This window comes from Pseudomonas oryzihabitans, assembly GCF_014522265.1.
In the GTDB taxonomy this organism is placed as follows: Bacteria; Pseudomonadota; Gammaproteobacteria; order Pseudomonadales; family Pseudomonadaceae; genus Chryseomonas; species Chryseomonas aestiva.
In genome coordinates this window covers 4,888,231-4,907,007 of the sequence record NZ_CP017024.1, presented here as the reverse complement: position 1 = coordinate 4,907,007, position 18,777 = coordinate 4,888,231, and the positions used below count along the sequence as shown (strand labels likewise).

Here is an 18,777-nt window from a genome sequence, read left to right as displayed (position 1 = left end):
CTTACATGATGCCGGCGGCTTTGGTGACGATGAAAATCACCATGCCAATAAGGACCATTCCGACTACGACCGTCGCACCTAGGTCCTTCCAGGTTTTCTTACCCAAGTGGATCTCGTGAAAAACTGTAACGCCGTGAGCGGCGACGACGATCAGGCAGAAGGCGCACAAGGCCAGGGCAAACAGCGACACCAGGTCGTAACCGTAGTTTTTCAGTGTCTCAGTCCAGGTAGCACCTTCGCCTCGCGAGGGTGCCTGGGCCTGCGGCAGGGCGGCTTGACTGATTGCCGGGAGCAGGGCGGCGCTTGCCAGGACGGCTTGAGTTCTGGCGCGGGCGCCGAAGATGAACAGACGTTTGAGGGACAGCATGGATTTCTCCTCGAGGGGTTAATGCAAAATGATCCAGGACAACGCGCAGTAGAGGAGTAGCCCACGGACTAGGGCGCCCTTGGCGGCGGCGGCTTTGAGGTTCTGGTTCGCCCAGCCCTTGTAAAGGCTGATGGAAAGCCAGGCGAACCAGAGGGTGACGACGGCCATGGCCAGCGATAGCCAGAAGGTGTTGCTGGCCGCCGGCGTAAGGCCACTTGCCGCCTGAAAGGCAGCGTGCTGAGCGTCGGTCATGCTCATGGCTGGGCGCCTTCGCGCTGGTACTGGCCGGAGAGCTCGGCTGCATCGCGCGGCTGGGCACGGCTAGGTGCCAGGTAGTCCCGCAGGCCCTGGCGGATCCGGGCGATGTCGGCGGCGAGACGGTTGTAATCTAGGTGGTAGCGGGAGCTGCCATCGCTGGGCAGCTCGGCGCTGCGCCTGGCGACCGCCTCGACGGCGTTGAGCTGGCGAATCATCACGTCGACGTTGGCCTGCTCGCTGGCGGTGCCGGCGGCGTGAGTAGGGCCCGCCAGGAGGCCTATGGCGACGACTAGGCCACTGGCGAGACCAGTGCAGGCGAAATGCTTGCGAGGGATAGATGACGGTTTCACAGCGGCGCCCTGGGCAGCGGGTTGATGCCGCACAGGATGCCGAGGGCCACCAAGGAGGTCAGCGGGAAACCATTACTGCACCCAAATAGGTTGCAAACCCGCTTGGTTACTGACTTTACGCAGAGGTGATGAGGCGCTTGAAAAACAGCAGAAAGCCGGTGGCCACCGCGTAGCCCACGCCCCACCCCTGGTTGCCCTGGGCGGTCTGTTGACCAATCTGGGCGCGGCCTTCCAGCACCGGCTGCACGCTGACCAACTCCCAGCCGTCCGCGCCCAGGGCCTGCAGGCGAGCCTGCCGTTCTGGATCGGCCAGGAAAGCAGCGACGTCAGGGGTGCCGGTCTGCTGTTCGTGCTTGAACATCAACCAGCCGCGCTCCTGGACGCGGTAGGTAAGCGGGGAGAATTCGGTGTGGTATTCGAAGCGGGCAGGTGACATGGACGGCTCCAGTTCGATGGGGTGGCCATCGTCCTGTGGCCCACTGCAGCGTCACCAGGCGAAACCGTATATGGGTCTCAAGAGGTTACGATCAGGGCGTCGAACAAACCGCTTGGCTATGCTGTCATCAGAAAAATCACGGGAGGTCGTATGACCGACATTGCGTTTCTCCCCGAAGAAGCCAAACAACGCTGGCGAGACTTGACTCATGCCATGGCCATCATGGGCCTGGGTCATTTGGCCAAGCTGTACGGGCAGCTCGAAGGCTACATACTGGCCATGCTCGACTTCGACCGGATCACTCCGTCGCAGAGCAAATTTCTGCTGAAAGTTGCGGCCGAATTGTTCGACCAGTGCCGATCCGAGTACCTCAAGCACAAGCAGAAGCCTCGCCGGCATATTGCAGGCGTGGTAGGAGATCGTATTAGACTGAGCCGACCCAAATCTGAACGTATCTATTGATCGCTGGGATTGGTTTGAGAGCGAGTTGTAGAAGAAGAAAAGAGGGGCCGAAGCCCCTCTTTACTCACTTTTACCAGTCAAGCGACAGAGGAAGCTGCTGCTCAGGAAGGCTGCGAAAATGCCAGCGTACGTCCTCCCACCGTCCAAGACGGTAGCGCCGATAACGGCGAACGAACACGGATTTGGTGCGAGAAGCGTGACGCCGACGACGGCGGCTGAAGTGGTGTTGCATGCCTGGTCTCCTTGAGCAGACAAACAGCATTGCGATCCGCTACCGAGGCGTCTGCAATACGTTGACCCTAAGGCGACGTAGAGCGATAGAATAGATCCCCCGGTAGCACCTTGGTGTTGCCTGGAACTCGAGTGGCTGCGTTTAAGCCGTGAGAAGCGCGCAGTTCACTCGTTTTTTTCAATAGTCCTTATCTCCAAAGTGGCGTCCTGCCTCAGGCGTAAGCCCTGCTTACCCTGAATTTCAATGATTCGGGCAACAGGGTAAGCCCTCCTCGCTAGGGAAGACAGTCTTGACAGAGGGGTGTTTCGCTACTTGTCTGTCTGATTTTTCTGTGGGTAAAACTCTGCGAGCTCCACTATGAATGGGTTTTAGGTGATCTATCCCTGTGGATAAGTAGTGGATAAGTAGTGGATAAGTCGTGTTTAACCCATGGGTGTAGAAGAACAAAGTTCACTGCAGACGCGGGTTTGTTAGGAATTTAGTTCGCAATTGTCAAATAGCAATCAAATTCTATTTAATAGAATAACTTGCGCTACTGACATTATTCTTTTTTAGAATATTTTGTGAGTTTTTTATGTAAAAACGATATTGCTTGGACAGTTATCGTTGGCGATAGCCATTCTGTTTCCATGCAGGCAATTGGTTGCGTAAGGAAGCTTTGAAAAATCAGTTCTGAGGGTTGGCGGACGCGAGACTCCCATGCAGCTCCGTGTACTGCTGCATGATGTCGATCACCAGCGAGTTCAATGCCAGGATCTGCATGGCCCGGGTCACTGAGACGTACAGCAGGTTCAGCTCATCGTCGCGGTTGGCACGATCGATCTCCGGTGCCAGCGGATCCGCGCTGAAATCGTCGTACAGCCCCACGAAGTCCCACTCCAGGCCCTTGGCCTTGTGCGCGGTCGTCAAGGTGACCGTGGCATCCAGCTCGCTGGCCACCGCGCAGCGCCGCAGTTGCTCGATGCGCTTGGGCAGGTCGAAGTAGGCCTCGATGATACGCACCGAGCGCTGCATCTCCGGATCCTGAGTCGCCTTGGCGATCTCCTGGTACTGCTCGAAGTCCCGGTAGTCGCGCAAGAGCTTCTTCTGCTGCACCAGGTCGTTGCGACCGCGGCTGAACTGGAGCAGGTCCTCGAGCTCGCGCAGCGAATAGCTGTCGATCCCGCCAATCCAGAACATGCGGTGGCCACCTTGTTTCTCCAGTCGTAGGGCGTTCTCGATCACGCCGCTGACCGTGCGATGCAGCCAAGTCCGGTGTGCGAGGTCCTCCGGTAGCGTGCGTTTGACCAGGGTGCGCTGGCCGAGCCCCTGCAGCTTCACCGTCTCGCCCTTGAACGACAGGATGACGTTGGCTACGTGGGCCACCGCCGGGCCGAAGCGGAAAGACTGGGTCAGGTAGTGCTTCTCGGCGTCCGCCATCCAGTTCGCGCTGAGGGCATCCTGGGCACCACGAAAGCGGTAGAGCTGCTGGTGGCGATCGCCGACCATGACCTGGATGGTGCGCTGCCGCTGCACCAGGTCGGCGATTACCGGGTTCACGTCCTGGCCCTCATCGAGCAGGATGGCGCCGAAGCGGTTGGACAGGTCCGGCCGGCTCATCTGGTAGAGCTTGAGATAGCCGTCGTGGGTGATCTGCACGCCGGCATCCTGCAGGTCGATCATGCGCTTCCAGACGCTGATGGCCATCCCCACCACCTGAGTGATCCGCCGCTCCTGCAGCGGCGTTTGGCCGCGGCCGTCGTAGCGGGCGAAGTGGCGACCGTCCAGGGCCATGTCGGCGCTGGCCATGAAGGTGTTGAGGGTGTTGACCACGTCCCTGGCCAGCTCCCAGTCCTGGGTGTCCAGCACTCGGGCGACATCAGTGATACGCAGGTTACCGGCCTGTTTGTGCTGGTACTGGGTGCCATAGACCGCATACGCCAGGCCGTGGGCGGTCTTGCAGGTGACGTTGCGCGGGAAGCGATTCTTCGCTGCCATCTCCACCGACTTGTTGTAGCAGAGGTAGAGCATTGCAGTGTCAGCATGGGCGCTGGCGTAGCCCACCAGGTTGGTGGTCTTGCCGGTGCCGGCAAAGGCCTGGATCAGCAGCTTGCGGGCGTTTGACGCGATGGCGGGGGCTTGCTCAGGGGTCCACTGCATGGGGCAACTCCAGATCGGCTGGGACAGGGATTCAATACCACCCCTGCATATCGATGGGCGTGAGGGCGCTTCTTGTGGCCAGGTTGCGGCCACGAAGCACGCCGGTGGCTACAGGTATTTCTTGAACGAAGCGGTCGTGAGGTTCACCGACAAGGCCAGCAGGGCGGCACACGGCAGCAGCACCAGAAGCGGGCTCACGCTGAACGGCAAGGCGAGGTAAAGCGACCAGGGCAGCAGGGCCAGCGGCAGCATGGTGCTGCGGGCCTTGTGGTAGAAGTAGCTCGACTCGCGGCCCGCGCTGAACTTGCGGATATCCCGCCGCACCAAGCCGTCGATGAAGCCAACCAGGGCAGCCATGGCGAAGAGCGGTACCGCCAGGATCAGGATCACCAGGCGCACGCAGAACACCAACACAGTGAAGAGGGCCGACAGGCCGTAGGTCTGCACCGTCGTCACACTCTGCGCGGCCATGTAGCGCAGATCCAGCTCGCCGCGCGGGCCGGCAGCGGCCAGCTGCTGCATCCCAGTCAGCCAATGGATCAGCCCTGTCTTCACGAACAGCCAGTCATAGAGCAGCCCTACCAGCCAGGTCGCGGTGTGCCCGGGCTCCTGGACCACCACGCTGGAAAGGAAACCCTGAGACAGCCAGGCCAGCTCGTGATCGAGCATGCCCTTGGCGTGGTGCCAGCCGGCTTCTGGCCAGAGGAAGTAGAGGCAAAGCCAGTCGACCAGGATGGCGCCGCCCAGGGACAGGAACATCACGCCGATGAAGTGGAAGGGGAAGCTGAGCACCGACCCAATGAAGGTCTGCTCCTTGACCTGTTGCTGCTGGGCGCGCTGAGCGACGTCGGCCATTAGCGGCCTCCTCTGGGGTGGTCATGATCAAGGCTGGCGGTCATGCAGCGTCTCCTTCGTCAGCGGCGCCTTGGGCCATCTGCCGGAAGTCGTCCTGCAGGTCTAGGGGTAGGTCATCTGCGACCCGGCGCTGGCCAGGAGCCTCCCACCACTCGCTGCCGGTGGCCTGACCCACCTGGTAGGCCTTGCGCATCTTCTCCGCGAGCTCCTGCAGGTCCTTGGGCATCGCTTCATCCGGATCCACCGCTGGCAGCGGCATCCGCACCTTCCAAAGGTTGCCGCCTTCGATCAGCGCGTAGCACTGGCCCTTGGGTAGGCCCACCACATGAGCAGGCTCCAGCATGGGCACACTGGTGGCGCTGAGCTGGTCGTGAGTATTGGAGGTGAAGGCAGTCTTGCCGTTGACGGCGTCGCTCGCGCTGCTCGCCGGCGTGGCGGTGAAAACCTGTACCTTGGGCAATTGGTTGGTGAGGAGCTCGGCGGTCGCCGTCTCCCTCACCCGTAGCATGAAGAGGTTGTTGAAGTTGCCGATGATCTGCCCGGCCTTGGCGCGATTGCCGATCTTGGCCTCAATGTCGGACAGGGTTTGGGTGTATGCCGTCACCTGCAGGCCGGCGCCGCCACCCTTGTTGATCATGGGGATGAATTCATCGCCGATCAGCTCATTGAACTCGTCGGCGTGCAGGTTGATGGCCACCTTGCTGCTGGCCTCCCCGGGCAAGCCGTCATCGATTCCGTACTTGTAGATGTGGCCCGCAACCGAGACCAGGTCCGAGAACATGGAGTTGCCAACCGCCGCGGCGACCTCGGTATCGGAGAGGGCGTCCAGGCCGACGTAGACCACGGCGCGTTTGCGCACCACCTGCATCCAGTCGAAGATCGGCCGGGGGTCGTTGACGTCGTGGTAGTCCGGAGCGATCAGCTCGGCCATGCGGCCGGTGGTGAGTTTCTCCAGCAGCGGCAGCAGCGAGGCGACGATCTTGTCGAAGTAGGTCTTGTCGTAGCGCACGGCGCTGCGCAGGCCGTCCATGACCGGATCCATCACGCGGGTCTGGTTGAGGTACTGGTCGATGGCGATGACCCGCAGCGGTCGGCCCTTCATGTTGAAGGGGATGTTCTTATCGTTGAGCTTGCTCTCGATGAAGATGATCTTTTCCCAGGCCTTTGGGTCGTGCTCATCGAAGTATTTCTGGGCGTATTCCAGGAACAGCCCTTCGATGTTGATCACGTGCTGCTGGATCTGCAGGTAGTCCGGGCGCCGGCCGAGGGCGACCAGGGCCCGAGCGATGATGTTGACGAACCGCCAGGCGAATTCCTTGAACGCCGCCGAATTGCCCTCGCTGGACAGCTGGCCCGCGACGCGGGTGGCCACCTCCGAGATCCGGCCAAAGCGGCCCACCGCGTTGTAGCGCGCGGACTGGTCTGGCCAGCCAAGGTGAAAGACGTAGAACTCGTTGGCGCGGCCGGCGCGCTCGCACTCGACGTACATGCGCTTAAGGAGGTCAGCATCGCCCTTGGGATCGAAGACGATCACCACCTCATGCTGGCCGCGCCGCTTGCGACGGATGTCCTGGGTGATGAAGAGCTCGGCCAGGCGCGTCTTGCCCACCCGAGTGGTGCCCATGACGATGGAGTGACCCACTCGCTCGCCCAACGGCAGGGTGGCATCGTGCTCCTCAGGTTCAATGCCGTGCAGGCGCGGCAGACCGCCCACCGGAGGCAGCGGTCGGAACGGGTTCGCCGCGTTATCCCAGGAGGTGGCTTTGGCCAGCAGGGTGAGCGGGAAGGGCGCGAACTCCAGACGCGCCTCGAGGCGCCGCGCCTTGTTGGTCCATTCCGACGGCTCGACATAGGGCGCGTACTGCGGCAGGTAGGTGTCGACCAGGCGTTGGGTGTGCTTCTGCTCCCAGCGAAAGCCCTTGCCGATGAACAGCCGCTCGTTGCTGACCGGGATCTCTTTGCTGGTCATGCTGTAGTACGACAGGCGCCGGATGTTGCGCCGGTAGCGCAGCACGCGCAGCGCCTGGCGCAAGCGGTAGATGCCGAAGCCAAGAAAGGCGACGGCCGTGACCAGGCCGAACAGCGGGGTCAGGGCGACGGCCCAGGGCGCGAAGACGCACAGGAAGGCCATGGCCAGGCACACCTGCACGGTGTAGAGCTCCACCGCAGGCCGCAGCAGCGTGTCCAGGGCATGATTACGAGCCATGCTCAGCGCTCCAGCTCGCCAGCACCTGGCAGCGGCAGGGCCGCAGCGTGCTCTTTGCGGATAGCCGCGGCTTCGCCACGTGGCAGCGCTGCCTCGAAGCGCTCACAGAGGGTGATCTCATCGTCCATAGAGCGGCCGGTGATCTCGCCGCCATGGAGATCGACCAGGACCTCGACGTCACCTGCCAGGGCGGCGCGCGCTTTCTGGTGGTCAGGTAAGCGAATGACCAGAGTCAGATAGAAGGAAGCACCTGACCGTGTTGGGCCGAAGGTGACGGGGTAACCGAGGCATCCGTCCTGAGCTGGACTAACGTCATGCGCATCGGGCTTGGAGGCAACATCAGCAGCTGAGTGTGGAGTCTGAGAGCTGGGCACTGGGATCTCCTATTGCTCAAGGGCGGTGGGGGTGATGAGTACGGGGTAATGCGCGATTCCCAGGCGGGCAGCCAGGTCATCGCCGACCACGGGGCTGATGGGGAGCCCGGGGGCCCAGCTACGGATCGCGGCCAGGCGCTCGGCGCTGGCGACGTTGACCGCCAGGCCAGCGGCGCCGAGGCGCTGCAGAGTCTGGCCACGGCTGGCCAGCCACTGGCGAGACAGGTCGTCATCGCCGATCAGGAAAAAGGGCTGCAAGCCAGGTGCATTGATTGCTCGCCCCTGGACGGTGCCTGGGGTGAGCCGCTGCGATCGCACGGGGAAGCCCAAGGCCTGGGCAGGCTGTGGCAGCGGCACTTGCCGTTGTGCCTGTGCTGGCTCCGGGTTCAGGCTCTGGTAGTAGGGCAGGGCAGAGACACCGCCGCGGTCTTCGACCACGGTGAGGCTGGCAGCCTGGGCAGCCAGCGGTAGGGTCACGGTCAGGGCGAGGAGCGAGAGGATCTGCTTCATGGGTTCGAGGCCAGCAAGGTGACGCCGGTGACCCGGCTCAGGTGTTTGGCGAAGAGCTCGCGGTACTTGGCAGCCGGGGCGCCGCCGGCGGGACGGTGATAGCGGCCAGCGACATTGATCCAGTCACCACCTTGGGCGCGCAGCTCGGCGAGCATCTGTGCGGCGACTTCCAGGTTCTTGTAGGGGTTGAGCGCCTCGCAGGGCGAGACGCCTCGACCGAAGCGATGGCCGTTCCAGCCCATGTTGACCTGGGCGATGCCCACGTCGACGCGCTTGGCGCCGGCGGTGTTCAGCGCGACCAGCAGCGCGGTGCAGGCATCGGCGCGGGTGGCGAAGCGATAGCCGGCGCCGGCGACATTGAGCGTCCAGGGCCAGGGCACCAGTTGTGCGCCCCTGCCGCGCAGTCGGGTGCCGCTCTCTTGCAGGGCGACCGAGTACAACACCTCGGAGGGAATGCCCGCCTGATGGGCAGCCAGCTGATAGGCAGGCGGCGGTGTCTCGGAAGCCTGGGCGCCGATCGCAAGTGCCTGCAGGATCACACCGGCGCCGAGCGCCTTGATCATTGCCGTAGCCATTGCCCATTCACCTCGCGGACGACAGCCGGCAGTTCGCCGCCCAGGCCCAGCTGGACCCAACGGCCGGCGTCGTGGTTGAGCGTAATCTGCCGTCCCCGCACCTTGGCTGGATCGACGCCAGCGAGCACGGCCCAGCGGCGGATCCGGGCATCGTCGTTCTGACTGCCGATCAGGTAGAGGTCGAAGGCCTGGCCAGCGCTCTGCAGCGCCTGAACCCGCTCGGTGCAGGCTGCGCAGCTATCGGTCACGAACACGGCGAGCCGTCCATTACCGCGCACGGCTGGACTGGCCTGGGGCGCTGCCTGGCCGCCGCCTTGTACTGGCTGCAGATTCGGGTAAAGGCGATTCCAGGCGTCGCGGTAGGCCTGGTCGTAGGCCAGCTCCTTCTGCACCCGCTGCGCCTCGGCGCGGACCTGCAGCTCGGCATAGCGGCGCCGCTCGGCATCGGATTGGGCCTCGATGCCCAGGGCGGTGAGCGGATCCAGACCGGGCGAGTAGACGCCGCGACTACCCTGCATCAGGGTCCGGTAGCGCTGGAACTCCTGGCTGCTCAGGCCCCATTCCTGGGCGATGGCGCTGTCGTTACGCTGGACCGCGCTTTGGCGCTCAGCGCTACCCGTTTCGCCCGAGAAGACTTGGGGGGCGACAAGGTCTGCGGTGAGTGCTGGTGCGGACGGCGAGAGCAGGATAAGGGCGATCGCAAGGCTCGCCGGAAGGAGAAGGGACTGGGGGCGCATGAGTTGCCTCTACTACTTGACGGAAAGGGTGCGGGTCGCGCCGTCGACGCTGAACTGCGCCTGACGGTCATCGAGTTTTGCTAGCCGCCAGCGGGTACCGCCGACGTTGTCACCCGGGCGCACCAGGTAGAGCTCGCTGAGCTGGGTGCTGCCGGGTGGAGCGACCGAGAGGAAGCGCTCACCGCCGCGGTACTCGATGCCGACGACGGTGAAGGGGGGAGGGGTGTCGACTGGCTTGGGCGGCTCGGACTTACGCGCGATCGCCGGGGCGCTGCGCTGCTTGGGGACGATGAGTGGGGGCGGTGCCTTGGCCGGCTCCACTGCTTTTTTGCGCAGGTCCCCCAGATCGTTTTGCAGGCCTTCAAGCTTGGCCTCGAGCACCACCAGGTCGCCCGCCTGGGCCATCCCTTGGAGCGCGGTCTGGTTGGCGCGCTGGATCTCCACCAGCATGGCCTGGGCGGTATCGATGCGCTGGGACAGTGCCTGCTGGCTCGCCCGGAAGTCTGCATCCTGGACCGGCTTGCTGCCGGCGAAGCCATCCATCTGGTCCTGCATCTTGTCCATACGCTGGGTGATGGCGTGGACCGTGTTCTGGTCAGCCGTAGCGTTCAGCTCACGATTGACATGGGACAGCCCAACGTAGAGATACAGGCACGCACCAGACAAGGCCGCAAAGCCGGTTGCGACGAGCGATTGAGATAGGGAAGGGCGCTTCATAGGGGACCTCGCACAGGATGCCGTGCACGGTCGCAGAAGCGTTGAAGGGGGTCAGCAGGAAACCTTATCCAGGTCTCAGGAGGTTAGGTTTTGGGGTTGAAGAGGCCATAGGTCGCCCTATGGCCAGCGGCTGAAAACAGACCGGGTATGATGCTCGCTTTGGCTGAGAGGGCTACCAGGGTGCTAGTGATTCGGCTGGAAAAAGGTGGAGTGATCAATCTGGAGCGCCAGGTGACTACTTCGAACGGGTACGGCATCTGGGAGTACCATCGGAGCCAGAGCTCGACGATGTATAGGCCCGATTTCACGGTCTATCGGCACGTGGCGATAAAGCCGGCTGATCCGCAGGCTGGACAACAGGTAAGCGTGGCGATCTGCCTACCTGGAACGCCGGAGAATGAATGGAAAGCCTTTCGAGTAGGATTTGCGAGCTTTGATGGTGTGTGATTTCGCTGCTGTCTTGGGCAAAGCTTAAATATGAATGGAGAGATAGATGAGCAGGGCGAGAATGGCTGCGTAAGATCGGGAAAGCCGTCGCTGTCGAACCCCACGCAGCTCGTTCTCAAAGCAATTGATAGACCAGACATGGATTTCGGTTGAGACGCCGCTCCAGCACCGGTTGCAGCTTCTCCAGTCGCGTGCCTGCCAGCAGCTCGCGGTCCTGCTTGGCAATTACCACCCAGGCTCCAGCCGGAAGTGCATTCAGCTGCGCTTTCTGCTCGCGCGCAACGAAGATCGGCTGTTCGTCGTGATCCAGGTTCATCATGTAGCGAATTGCCCAGCTGTCCTGGCCAATGCCGAAGAACACCAGCGGCCCTGGTTGCTGGGCACGCATATCTTCGACCTGAGTTACGAACCCCCTGGTGTCGTATTCCACGTCTTGGATCGGTTCGACCACCGCTACGAGCATGAGCCATTGCGCGGCGAAGGCGATGCCGCTCAGGGTCAGCAGGCGCTGCACGCTGACGGTAGTACGCCACTTCACGAAGGCCACGAGCTGCAGGCCGGCGAAGAGGAGGATCAAGCCTGGCAACGAGACGTCCGGCCAATAGCCTTGCTTCTGCCAGAGGTGATGGCCAACCAGCACAACGACGAGCACCAACCCGGGTAGCACACCCACCAAGGCGCGATAGGCCATCTCCATCCAACGCAGGCGTGTTGCCGCCTGAATCAGCGCAAAGGCAGCAATGGCGGCAAGGAAGGGCACCATGGGCACAACATAGTAGGCCCGTTTGAAGTTGGGGATCGACAAGCCAATCAGAACGATCAGGCCACACCCGGCCAGCCACAAGAGCTGGCGGCGTTCGGCTTTGTCTGGGCTGAACAGCAATTCTCGTCGCCAGGCCATGAGGGTCAGTAGCGCTAGCGGCATCACCGGCACATAGCGATACAGGCCCAGTTGCAGATAGAACCAGAAGGGTTGTCCGCTCTCGTCCAGGCGCCCCTTGACCTGCATCTGCCAGACCTCTGCAGCGAAGGTCTCGCCGCCTTCCAGGCGGGCCAGTTGCATCAGCGTCCACCAGCAGGCGGCCAACAGGATAAGACCGACTACGCCATAGCCAATCAAACTGCGTAGTGCAGCCGGTCTGCGGTGCGGGTCGCACCAGGCAGTCACCAGCCAGTACACGCTCACGATGGCGCAGGGCTCTACCAGACCCAGGGGGCCGCGGATGGCGAAGCCCAGGACGAAGAGCGGAAAGACGAGCAGGCGTAGCGCGGGGCTGTTATCACGATCAGCGCGGTAGAACAGGTAGAAACACGCCATCATGACGAGCGCCACTATCTGATCCAGGCAGACAGCACGTGCCTTTTCCAGCCACTGAGGAGTCAGCACCACCAGCAGCACGGTAAGCAGCGCCCAGGCCCGGCTGCGGTCGGCGAGAATCCGGTAGGTAATGGCCAGAACCCCGGCAGAGGCCAGGGCCGTGGGCAATACGTTGGCGAGTTGATTGGGTGCGCCCAAGACCCGCGCGGCCAGCCAGCTCAACCAAGTCGCGGTGGCGGGATAATCGGGATAGGGCTGGCCATAGGTCGTGGCGAAGAACGATGGGCCGTGTCGGAACATTTCTTTCAGGAACAGCGCCCAGCGGTAATCGAAGCCTTGCGGTGCTTGATCCCAGATCCCGAGGGTGAAGAGTGCGGCTGCTGAGAGGAACATCAGCAGGCTTTCGACCCTAATTCTAGTTTTGGAACGTGTCAGCGACGGGGTATTGATGGATATCTTTAGCGGTTTCATTGGTGAAAAGCCCAGTTAGGGAAGCCGATAGACCAAGCAGGGGTTGCCATTCAGACGGCGTTCCAACATGGGTTGAAGCTTTTCCAGCGCTGTACCTGCGAGTAGGTCGCGGTCTTGCCGTGCGAGTACGACCCACGATCCTCTTGGAAGGGCATCCAGTTGCGTGCTCTGGTCACGGCCAACGAAGATCGGCTGCTCGTCGTGATCCAGGTTCATGATGTAGCGGATGGCCCAGGTATCCTGGCCAAGTCCGAAGAACACCAGCGGCCCCGGCTGCTGTTCACGCAGGCCCTCCACTTGGGTGACAAAGCCCCGTGTCTCGTATTCCAGATCCTGGGCGGGTTCGATAACAGCGACCAGCATCACCCAGAGCGCCGTGAAGGCGAGGGCGCTCAGCGTCAACAGGCGCTTGGTACCGAACTGGCTACGCCACTTAACGAAGCCTACGAGCTGCAGGCCGGCGAAGAGAATGATCAGGCCCGGTAGGGATATGTCCGGCCAGTAGCCGTGCTTTTGCCAGAGGTGGCGGCAAACGAACAGTGCCACGATCGCCAGCGCGGGTAGCAGGCCCACGAGCGTGCGATAGGTGACTTCCATGCGACGCAGACGTGCCTGTGCCTGTATCAGCGCGAAGGCGGCGATCGCGGCCAGGAAGGGCACCATGGGCACGACGTAGTAAGCGCGTTTGAAGTGTGGAACGGACAAGCCGAGCAATATGACCAGTCCACACCCGGCAAGCCACAGCAGCTGTCGGCGGTCGGCAGTGTCTGGGCTGAATAAGAATTCCCGCCGCCAGGCGAAGAGGGTCAGCAGCGCCAGCGGCATTACTGGCAGATAGCGGTAAAGGCCAAGCTGCAGGTAATACCAGAACGGCTTGCCGCTCTCGTCGAGACGTCCGGTGACCTGCATCTGCCAGACCTCGGCAGCAAAGGTGTCACCGCCTTCCAGCCGGGCCAGTTGCATCAATGTCCACCAGCACGCGGCCAGTAGGACAAGGCCAGCCACGCCATAGCCAATCAGACCGCGGAGGGCAGCCGGTCTGCGGTGCGGGTCGCACCAGGCAGTCACCAGCCAGTACACGCTCACGATGGCGCAGGGCTCAATCAGGCCCAGGGGTCCACGGATGGCGAAGCCTAGGACAAAGAGCGGAAGTACGAGCAGGCGCAGCGAGGGGCTGTTATCACGGTCGGCGCGGTAGAACAGGTAGAAACACACCAGCGCGACAAGGGCGATCATCTGATCCAGGCAGACGGCCCGTGCCTTTTCCAGCCACTGCGGGGTCAGCACCACCAGCAGCACGGTGAGCAGCGCCCAGGCCCGGCTGCGGTCGGCGAGAATCCGGTAGGTGATAGCCAGAACGCCGGCAGAAGCCAGGGCCGTGGGCAGTACGTTGGCGAATTGATTGGGCGTGCCTATGACCCGCGCGGCCAGCCAGCTCAGCCAGGTTGCCGTGCCAGGGTAATCGGGGTACGGCTGACCATAGGTGGTGGCGAAGAAGGAGGGCCCGTGGCGAAACATCTCGTTGAGGAACACTGCCCACCGGCCATCGAAGCCCTGAGGAGCTTGGTTCCAGATCCCGAGGGTAAACAGCACCGTCGCCGCCACAAACATGAGCAGACTTTCGACGCCGAGCTTGCCTTGAACGCCATGCGGCAAAGGCGTGTCGATGGATAACTGCAGAGTTTTCATTAAACACTATCCAGAGGAAATGCAGTGTCAGGCGGCGAGGGACTTACCGCGGCCAATGGCGAAGTACTCGAATCCGCGCTTGGCCATCCGCTCGGGGTCGTAGAGATTTCGGCCGTCAAAGATCAGGGGTTGCTTTAGCTGCTCGTAAAGAAGGTCGAAATCGGGCGCCTTGAACTGCTGCCACTCCGTGCAGATGATCAGCGCGTCGGCTCCGGCGAGCGTAGCTTCAGGCGTACCCATGAGGGCCAGGCGATCGGCATGTCCATAGAGACGTTGGGCCTCTGCCATGGCCACAGGATCAAAGGCGCGTACGCGGGCGCCGGCAGCCCACAAGGCCTCCATCAACACGCGACTTGGCGCATCGCGCATGTCGTCCGTGTTCGGTTTGAATGCCAGGCCCCAGAGTGCAAAGGTGCGGCCGTGCAGGTCTCCTTTGAAGTAGCCCTGGATACGGCTGAAGAGCTTCGATTTCTGTCTGACGTTGATCGCCTCGACCGCGTGCAGCAGATCCAGGGAGAGTCCTTGTTCTTCGCCGGTACGGATCAACGCCTGCAGATCCTTGGGAAAGCAGGAGCCGCCATAGCCGCAGCCGGGGTAGATGAAGTGACTGCCAATACGCGGATCCGCGCCTATCGCCAGACGCACGGCCTCGATATCGGCACCTACGCGCTCGGCAACCTCGGCGATCTGATTGATAAAGCTGATCTTGGTGGCCAGCAGACTGTTGGCTGCGTATTTGGCAAGCTCCGCACTGCGGATATCCATGAACTGGATGCGGTCGTGGTTACGGTTGAAGGGTGCATAGAGTTCGCGCATCAGCTCGCGCGCCTCGGGTGACTCGGTGCCGACCACGATACGATCCGGTCGCTTGCAATCCGTGATGGCCGCGCCCTCCTTGAGAAACTCAGGGTTCGAGACCACCTCGACGTGCAGCGTCCGACCTTCCTCCACCAGGACTTCATCGATGATGGCGCGCACCCGATCGCCGGTGCCGACGGGGACGGTCGATTTGTTGACCACCAGCAGGGGATCGCAGCCGCGGTGCTCCAGGCGCAAGCGAGCGATGGTTTCAGCCACGGCGAACACTGCCGTGAGATCTGCCGAGCCATCGGCAGCGGGCGGGGTACCCACCGCGATGAATTGAACGCTACCGTGGGCGACCGCGGTCGCCGCATCCTGGGTGAACTCCAAACGGCCGTCGGCGAGGTTGTTACGTACCAGCTCTTCGAGGCCAGGCTCGTACAGCGTGATTTCTCCGCGTTTTAGCCTATCGATCTTGGCCTGGTCGATGTCCATGCACACCACCTGGTGGCCGACTTCCGCCAGCACGGCGGCCTGCACCAGACCCACGTAGCCGATGCCGAAAACGCTGATGTTCATAGGGTATTCCTGAGAGGGGAGGAGACAGGGGCGCGATCGCTGCCAACCAGCGCAACGCCAACCATGATCAGCGCGATGCCCAGCAGCGGGCGCGCGGACGTGAACTCGGCGGCACCTGGCAGCCAGAGGGCGCCGAGGTGAACCAGTACGTAGGAAAGACTCAGGGCGGCGTAGGCCCGGCTCAGCGGTATCTTCGCCAGGGCGATGAGCCAAGCCAGCATCGACAGGCCATAGCACCCCACGCCGATGCCTAGTTGCACACCGGCCGTGCTGAGCAGTGCCACCGGATTGCCTGGCCAGCTCGGCACCGCCGGTAATTGCACGAGGGCATAGCGCATGAGCAGTTGCGCCGCAGACGTCAGTCCGATGCTGGCGAAGAGAGCGACCAGGCTGCTCATGCCCGACCACTCAGGAGCGCTGCGCCCAGTACGATGCACAGGCAGCCCCACCAGGCTCTCTGGCCGATCCGCTCGTTGAACACCACACGCGCCAGGATCGTGACGGCCAGGATATTGAGCGACAGCAAGGGATAGGCGATGCCGACCGGGACGCGTTGCAGCACCACAAACCAGAGCAACAAAGCGGTTCCCATGCATGCCAGTGCTAGCCATAGCCATTTCGAGCCTAGGAGCGCGGCCAGTCCTGATCCTGCATGTGCAGCCTTTTTCTGTCCGAATTGACTGGCGCTGGTGAGCAGGATGACGGCTACGATCAACGTCACTTCAGTGGTCGTCACCGCGCTGTCCTCGGGTAGACCAGCAGGACGAGACGCTCCTGGACGACCTTGTCCGAAGTGGCCGGTAGACTCGCCAGCAGCCGGTCGTCACTGTCACCACTCATCCTCAGCAGCACAGCGATAGAGCCTTCGCGACGATGTTCCTCGATCCAATTCGGCAGCTCGCCGTCATCTAGCAGGCGACCGCTGTCGGGCCGACGTTCGAAGCCGTATTTCAACTCTCCGGGGCCGCCGACGATCACGACGTTGGAGCGGCGGGTCGCCCACGCCATGCTGGCCGCGACGCCAAGGTCGTTACTGACCAGCAGGTGCGCCGGGTTCAGTTTGCGGAGCTGTTCCTGCACAAAGACGCTCGGCAACTTGTTGTAGACCAGGCCTTTGGGCAAGGCGACGGTCAGCAGAGGCAGTACCAGCCAGATCGCCAAAGCCGGTGCCAGTGCCGTCTGTCTAGGCCAAAGCAGAGCTCCCAGACCCGCCAGGACGAAGCCGATAGGCGCCAGTAGCGCCAGCGCCCATGCCAGGTTATCGCCCCTGCCATAGAGACGGTCATCGAACATCAGCAACGCACCGATACCCAGGATACCCAATAGCAGATTGGCGCCGCCGTTGAGCCGCAGGGCCTGCCATTGACCTGTCTTGTAGGCATCGAATGCGGCCCGAGCAATCAGCGGTACCAATGCGGCCATGGCAGGCAAAAGGTACGTGGGCAGCTTGCCGCGGCTGAGGCTGAAGAAGATCAGCTGACTGATGAAGGTAATCCCTAGGAAAGCAGTCCCCGTATGGCTGCGCTGCTGCCAAAGGTTGCCCAGGGTGCGAGGAAGCAGGCCCGTCCAAGGTAGGATGGCGACCAGCAGAATAGGCCCATAGAACCAGAACGGTCGCTCGTGCTGGGCGTCATCGCTGGCAAACCGCTGGATGTGCTCGTGCCAGAAGAAGAAATTCCAGTAGTCGCCATCGCGCTGGGCTATCCAGAGTGCCCAAGGGGCCACGACCAGCGCCGCGACGATGACGGCCAGCGGGCCGCGGCAGATCAGTTCCAGCAGTCGGCGTTGCCAGATGAAGAAGGGCACGGCCACCAGCACCGGCAGCACCAGGGCGAGAAAGCCCTTGGTCAGTAGACCACAGCCACAGGCCAGGCCCAGCAACGCCCAATTGCGCAGGGCCACGCCAAGGGTGGTAGCGGCTTGGGCCTGCCAAAGCGCTAGCAGCGAAAGCGTTGTCCAGAAGGCGAACTGGGCGTCCAAGGTCACATAGGTGGCCGACGCAGCTATGGCGAGGCACGACAGGTAGAGCACACCGGCGAGTAGCGCCAGATGCCGATCACCCCAGATCAGGCGCGTCAGTCGGACGACCAAGGCTGCTGTGGCGAAGCCGGCTAGCAAGGGTACAAGGCGTACGCTGAGCAGCGAGTCGCCCAGCAAAGCTTGAGCTATCGCCTGCGTCCAATAACCACCGATGGGTTTCTCGAAATAGGGCAGGCCGAGGAAGTGGGGTACTACCCAGTCGCCGCTGCGCCAGAGCTCCTGGCCGATTTGGGCGTAGCGCGATTCGTCTGGAATCCAGAGACCGCGCCAGTTCAAGGGAAGCACGTACGCCAATAGCGCCACGGGCAGTAAGAACAGCAGACGCACTCGACTCATTGTTGCACTCCTAACCATCCCTGGCGTCCCGCAAGACTGCCGCGGACAACTTTCCCCTCTGGAAGCCTGTGTGGATCCTCGGGCAGGCGATCGCCCATGGGTACAAAATGGATTTCCTGTTCGCGCGCCGCCCTGAGCAGGGCGCGGAAGTCCTCGGCGAAGGCGATGCCTTCCACCTCGGCGTGCAGGGTGTAGACGTTGAGCGCCCCCGGACGGAAGCGCTTGAGCAGATAGTCGTTCCAGTCGGCGGCAGGAAGGTCGGGGCCGACGACCTCGTCGAAGGTGGGCATGTCCACTGGGATCTGAGGAGTGCCCAAGGCTCCACTTTCCAGCCGAGGAACGAAGAGGGTTTTGCCGCGGCAATCGCTGTTGTACCTGAGGCCGAAGGCTTCCTTGGCCAGCACCACGCGCGGATCGGCGCGCCAGCCGGCGGCGGCGGAGCAGTCCACCTTGCCACCGAGGATGTCCTCCAGGGCCTGCAGGCCACGGCCGAATTCGGCGCCCAGGCGCTCCAGGCTCCAGCTGCCGGTATGGGCCTGCCAGGCGTGGTGGTCCCAGGCATGCAGCCCGACCTCGTGGCCGCGGGCGCGGGTCTCGCGCATCAGGTGACCGAGGTCGCGGCCGATCGGCCGACCCGGCCAGGCGGTGCCGGCCAGCAGGATGTCCCAGCCGTAGAGGCTGGCGGCCTTGGAGCGGAGCATCTTCCACAGGAAGGTGGGCTTCACCAGGCGCCAGAGGTGGCGCCCCATGTTGTCCGGTCCGACGCTGAAGAAGAAGGTGGCCTTGACCCCGGCTTCGTCCAGCAGGTCGAGCAGCCGCGGTACCCCTTCGCGGGTACCGCGATAGGTGTCCACGTCGATGCGCAGGCTGGCCGGGAT

The 18,777-nt window shown here is 62.6% G+C and carries 20 protein-coding genes; 1 reads left to right on the top strand and 19 read right to left on the bottom strand.

The window, feature by feature from the left end; all coding sequences use genetic code 11:
* Position 1: 1 nt before the first annotated feature.
* From BGI51_RS22615 to BGI51_RS22600, 4 genes are all read right to left on the bottom strand, one after another.
* Entirely contained in the window at positions 2-367 is a 366-nt protein-coding gene (locus BGI51_RS22615) for a TIGR03745 family integrating conjugative element membrane protein (protein WP_187979840.1), read from the bottom strand.
* Positions 368-385: 18 nt separating this feature from the next.
* Positions 386-625, bottom strand: coding sequence for a TIGR03758 family integrating conjugative element protein (locus tag BGI51_RS22610; RefSeq protein WP_187979839.1), 240 nt, complete (start codon positions 623-625; stop codon positions 386-388).
* Positions 622-975 carry an RAQPRD family integrative conjugative element protein gene (locus BGI51_RS22605; RefSeq protein WP_252977170.1) on the bottom strand — a complete coding sequence of 118 codons (354 nt, stop codon included), beginning with the start codon at positions 973-975 and terminating at the stop codon, positions 622-624. Before BGI51_RS22605 ends, BGI51_RS22610 begins: the two co-directional genes overlap by 4 nt.
* Positions 976-1,090: 115 nt before the next feature.
* Complete coding sequence (locus tag BGI51_RS22600; RefSeq protein ID WP_058772443.1) at positions 1,091-1,411, bottom strand: hypothetical protein; 321 nt, start codon at positions 1,409-1,411, stop codon at positions 1,091-1,093.
* Positions 1,412-1,561: 150 nt separating this feature from the next.
* Between BGI51_RS22600 and BGI51_RS22595 the strand changes: the two genes are divergently transcribed.
* A complete protein-coding gene (locus BGI51_RS22595) occupies positions 1,562-1,873 on the top strand; it encodes a hypothetical protein (protein ID WP_187979838.1) in 312 nt (103 codons plus the stop codon).
* A gap of 898 nt (positions 1,874-2,771) precedes the next feature.
* On the opposite strand, the gene BGI51_RS22590 is transcribed toward BGI51_RS22595, so the two are convergent.
* The 15 genes from BGI51_RS22590 to arnD form a co-directional block, all read right to left on the bottom strand.
* A complete protein-coding gene (locus tag BGI51_RS22590) occupies positions 2,772-4,244 on the bottom strand; it encodes a UvrD-helicase domain-containing protein (protein WP_187979837.1) in 1,473 nt (490 codons plus the stop codon).
* Positions 4,245-4,352: 108 nt separating this feature from the next.
* Positions 4,353-5,099 (bottom strand): TIGR03747 family integrating conjugative element membrane protein, encoded by a 747-nt coding sequence (locus tag BGI51_RS22585; protein WP_187979836.1) that lies wholly within the window; start codon positions 5,097-5,099, stop codon positions 4,353-4,355.
* Positions 5,100-5,139: 40 nt separating this feature from the next.
* Positions 5,140-7,305, bottom strand: coding sequence for a type IV conjugative transfer system coupling protein TraD (gene traD / locus BGI51_RS22580; protein WP_187979835.1), 2,166 nt, complete (start codon positions 7,303-7,305; stop codon positions 5,140-5,142).
* Between the two features lie 2 nt (positions 7,306-7,307).
* Positions 7,308-7,679: a hypothetical protein gene (locus BGI51_RS22575; RefSeq protein ID WP_187979834.1), complete on the bottom strand. Its 372-nt coding sequence runs from the start codon at positions 7,677-7,679 to the stop codon at positions 7,308-7,310.
* Positions 7,680-7,688: 9 nt separating this feature from the next.
* Positions 7,689-8,189, bottom strand: a complete 501-nt coding sequence (locus BGI51_RS22570; protein WP_187979833.1) for an integrating conjugative element protein — start codon at positions 8,187-8,189, stop codon at positions 7,689-7,691.
* The gene (locus tag BGI51_RS22565) at positions 8,186-8,764 is read right to left on the bottom strand and encodes a transglycosylase SLT domain-containing protein (protein ID WP_187979832.1); all 579 of its coding nucleotides are present in this window, start codon (positions 8,762-8,764) and stop codon (positions 8,186-8,188) included. The genes BGI51_RS22570 and BGI51_RS22565 overlap by 4 nt, the downstream gene beginning before the upstream one ends.
* The gene (locus BGI51_RS22560) at positions 8,749-9,501 is read right to left on the bottom strand and encodes a TIGR03759 family integrating conjugative element protein (protein ID WP_187979831.1); all 753 of its coding nucleotides are present in this window, start codon (positions 9,499-9,501) and stop codon (positions 8,749-8,751) included. Before BGI51_RS22560 ends, BGI51_RS22565 begins: the two co-directional genes overlap by 16 nt.
* Positions 9,502-9,513: 12 nt before the next feature.
* A complete protein-coding gene (locus BGI51_RS22555; protein ID WP_187979830.1) occupies positions 9,514-10,218 on the bottom strand; it encodes a methyl-accepting chemotaxis protein in 705 nt (234 codons plus the stop codon).
* 562 nt (positions 10,219-10,780) lie between these two features.
* Positions 10,781-12,376, bottom strand: coding sequence for an ArnT family glycosyltransferase (locus BGI51_RS22550; RefSeq protein ID WP_252977169.1), 1,596 nt, complete (start codon positions 12,374-12,376; stop codon positions 10,781-10,783).
* Positions 12,377-12,469: 93 nt separating this feature from the next.
* Positions 12,470-14,143 (bottom strand): ArnT family glycosyltransferase, encoded by a 1,674-nt coding sequence (locus BGI51_RS22545; RefSeq protein ID WP_187979828.1) that lies wholly within the window; start codon positions 14,141-14,143, stop codon positions 12,470-12,472.
* A 27-nt stretch (positions 14,144-14,170) separates the two neighbouring features.
* Positions 14,171-15,523 (bottom strand): UDP-glucose dehydrogenase family protein, encoded by a 1,353-nt coding sequence (locus BGI51_RS22540; protein ID WP_187979827.1) that lies wholly within the window; start codon positions 15,521-15,523, stop codon positions 14,171-14,173.
* Positions 15,520-15,921, bottom strand: coding sequence for a hypothetical protein (locus BGI51_RS22535; RefSeq protein WP_187979826.1), 402 nt, complete (start codon positions 15,919-15,921; stop codon positions 15,520-15,522). Before BGI51_RS22535 ends, BGI51_RS22540 begins: the two co-directional genes overlap by 4 nt.
* Positions 15,918-16,259 (bottom strand): EamA family transporter, encoded by a 342-nt coding sequence (locus tag BGI51_RS22530; protein ID WP_187979825.1) that lies wholly within the window; start codon positions 16,257-16,259, stop codon positions 15,918-15,920. Before BGI51_RS22530 ends, BGI51_RS22535 begins: the two co-directional genes overlap by 4 nt.
* Positions 16,256-17,899: a phospholipid carrier-dependent glycosyltransferase gene (locus BGI51_RS22525; protein ID WP_187979824.1), complete on the bottom strand. Its 1,644-nt coding sequence runs from the start codon at positions 17,897-17,899 to the stop codon at positions 16,256-16,258. The genes BGI51_RS22530 and BGI51_RS22525 overlap by 4 nt, the downstream gene beginning before the upstream one ends.
* Positions 17,896-18,777 carry a 4-deoxy-4-formamido-L-arabinose-phosphoundecaprenol deformylase gene (gene arnD / locus BGI51_RS22520; protein ID WP_187981390.1) on the bottom strand — a complete coding sequence of 294 codons (882 nt, stop codon included), beginning with the start codon at positions 18,775-18,777 and terminating at the stop codon, positions 17,896-17,898. The genes BGI51_RS22525 and arnD overlap by 4 nt, the downstream gene beginning before the upstream one ends.

What these genes read in the sequence shown, in the direction of transcription:
- BGI51_RS22615 (WP_187979840.1), bottom strand. Translation starts at nt 367, where the DNA reads ATGCTGTCCCTCAAACGTCTGTTCATCTTCGGCGCCCGCGCCAGAACT.
- BGI51_RS22565 (WP_187979832.1), bottom strand. Translation starts at nt 8,764, where the DNA reads ATGGCTACGGCAATGATCAAGGCGCTCGGCGCCGGTGTGATCCTGCAG.
- BGI51_RS22610 (WP_187979839.1), bottom strand. Translation starts at nt 625, where the DNA reads ATGAGCATGACCGACGCTCAGCACGCTGCCTTTCAGGCGGCAAGTGGC.
- BGI51_RS22525 (WP_187979824.1), bottom strand. Translation starts at nt 17,899, where the DNA reads ATGAGTCGAGTGCGTCTGCTGTTCTTACTGCCCGTGGCGCTATTGGCG.
- BGI51_RS22590 (WP_187979837.1), bottom strand. Translation starts at nt 4,244, where the DNA reads ATGCAGTGGACCCCTGAGCAAGCCCCCGCCATCGCGTCAAACGCCCGC.
- BGI51_RS22600 (WP_058772443.1), bottom strand. Translation starts at nt 1,411, where the DNA reads ATGTCACCTGCCCGCTTCGAATACCACACCGAATTCTCCCCGCTTACC.
- BGI51_RS22550 (WP_252977169.1), bottom strand. Translation starts at nt 12,376, where the DNA reads ATGTTCCTCTCAGCAGCCGCACTCTTCACCCTCGGGATCTGGGATCAA.
- BGI51_RS22560 (WP_187979831.1), bottom strand. Translation starts at nt 9,501, where the DNA reads ATGCGCCCCCAGTCCCTTCTCCTTCCGGCGAGCCTTGCGATCGCCCTT.
- BGI51_RS22555 (WP_187979830.1), bottom strand. Translation starts at nt 10,218, where the DNA reads ATGAAGCGCCCTTCCCTATCTCAATCGCTCGTCGCAACCGGCTTTGCG.
- BGI51_RS22595 (WP_187979838.1), top strand. Translation starts at nt 1,562, where the DNA reads ATGACCGACATTGCGTTTCTCCCCGAAGAAGCCAAACAACGCTGGCGA.
- BGI51_RS22585 (WP_187979836.1), bottom strand. Translation starts at nt 5,099, where the DNA reads ATGGCCGACGTCGCTCAGCGCGCCCAGCAGCAACAGGTCAAGGAGCAG.
- traD (WP_187979835.1), bottom strand. Translation starts at nt 7,305, where the DNA reads ATGGCTCGTAATCATGCCCTGGACACGCTGCTGCGGCCTGCGGTGGAG.
- BGI51_RS22535 (WP_187979826.1), bottom strand. Translation starts at nt 15,921, where the DNA reads ATGAGCAGCCTGGTCGCTCTCTTCGCCAGCATCGGACTGACGTCTGCG.
- BGI51_RS22540 (WP_187979827.1), bottom strand. Translation starts at nt 15,523, where the DNA reads ATGAACATCAGCGTTTTCGGCATCGGCTACGTGGGTCTGGTGCAGGCC.
- BGI51_RS22545 (WP_187979828.1), bottom strand. Translation starts at nt 14,143, where the DNA reads ATGAAAACTCTGCAGTTATCCATCGACACGCCTTTGCCGCATGGCGTT.
- BGI51_RS22570 (WP_187979833.1), bottom strand. Translation starts at nt 8,189, where the DNA reads ATGAAGCAGATCCTCTCGCTCCTCGCCCTGACCGTGACCCTACCGCTG.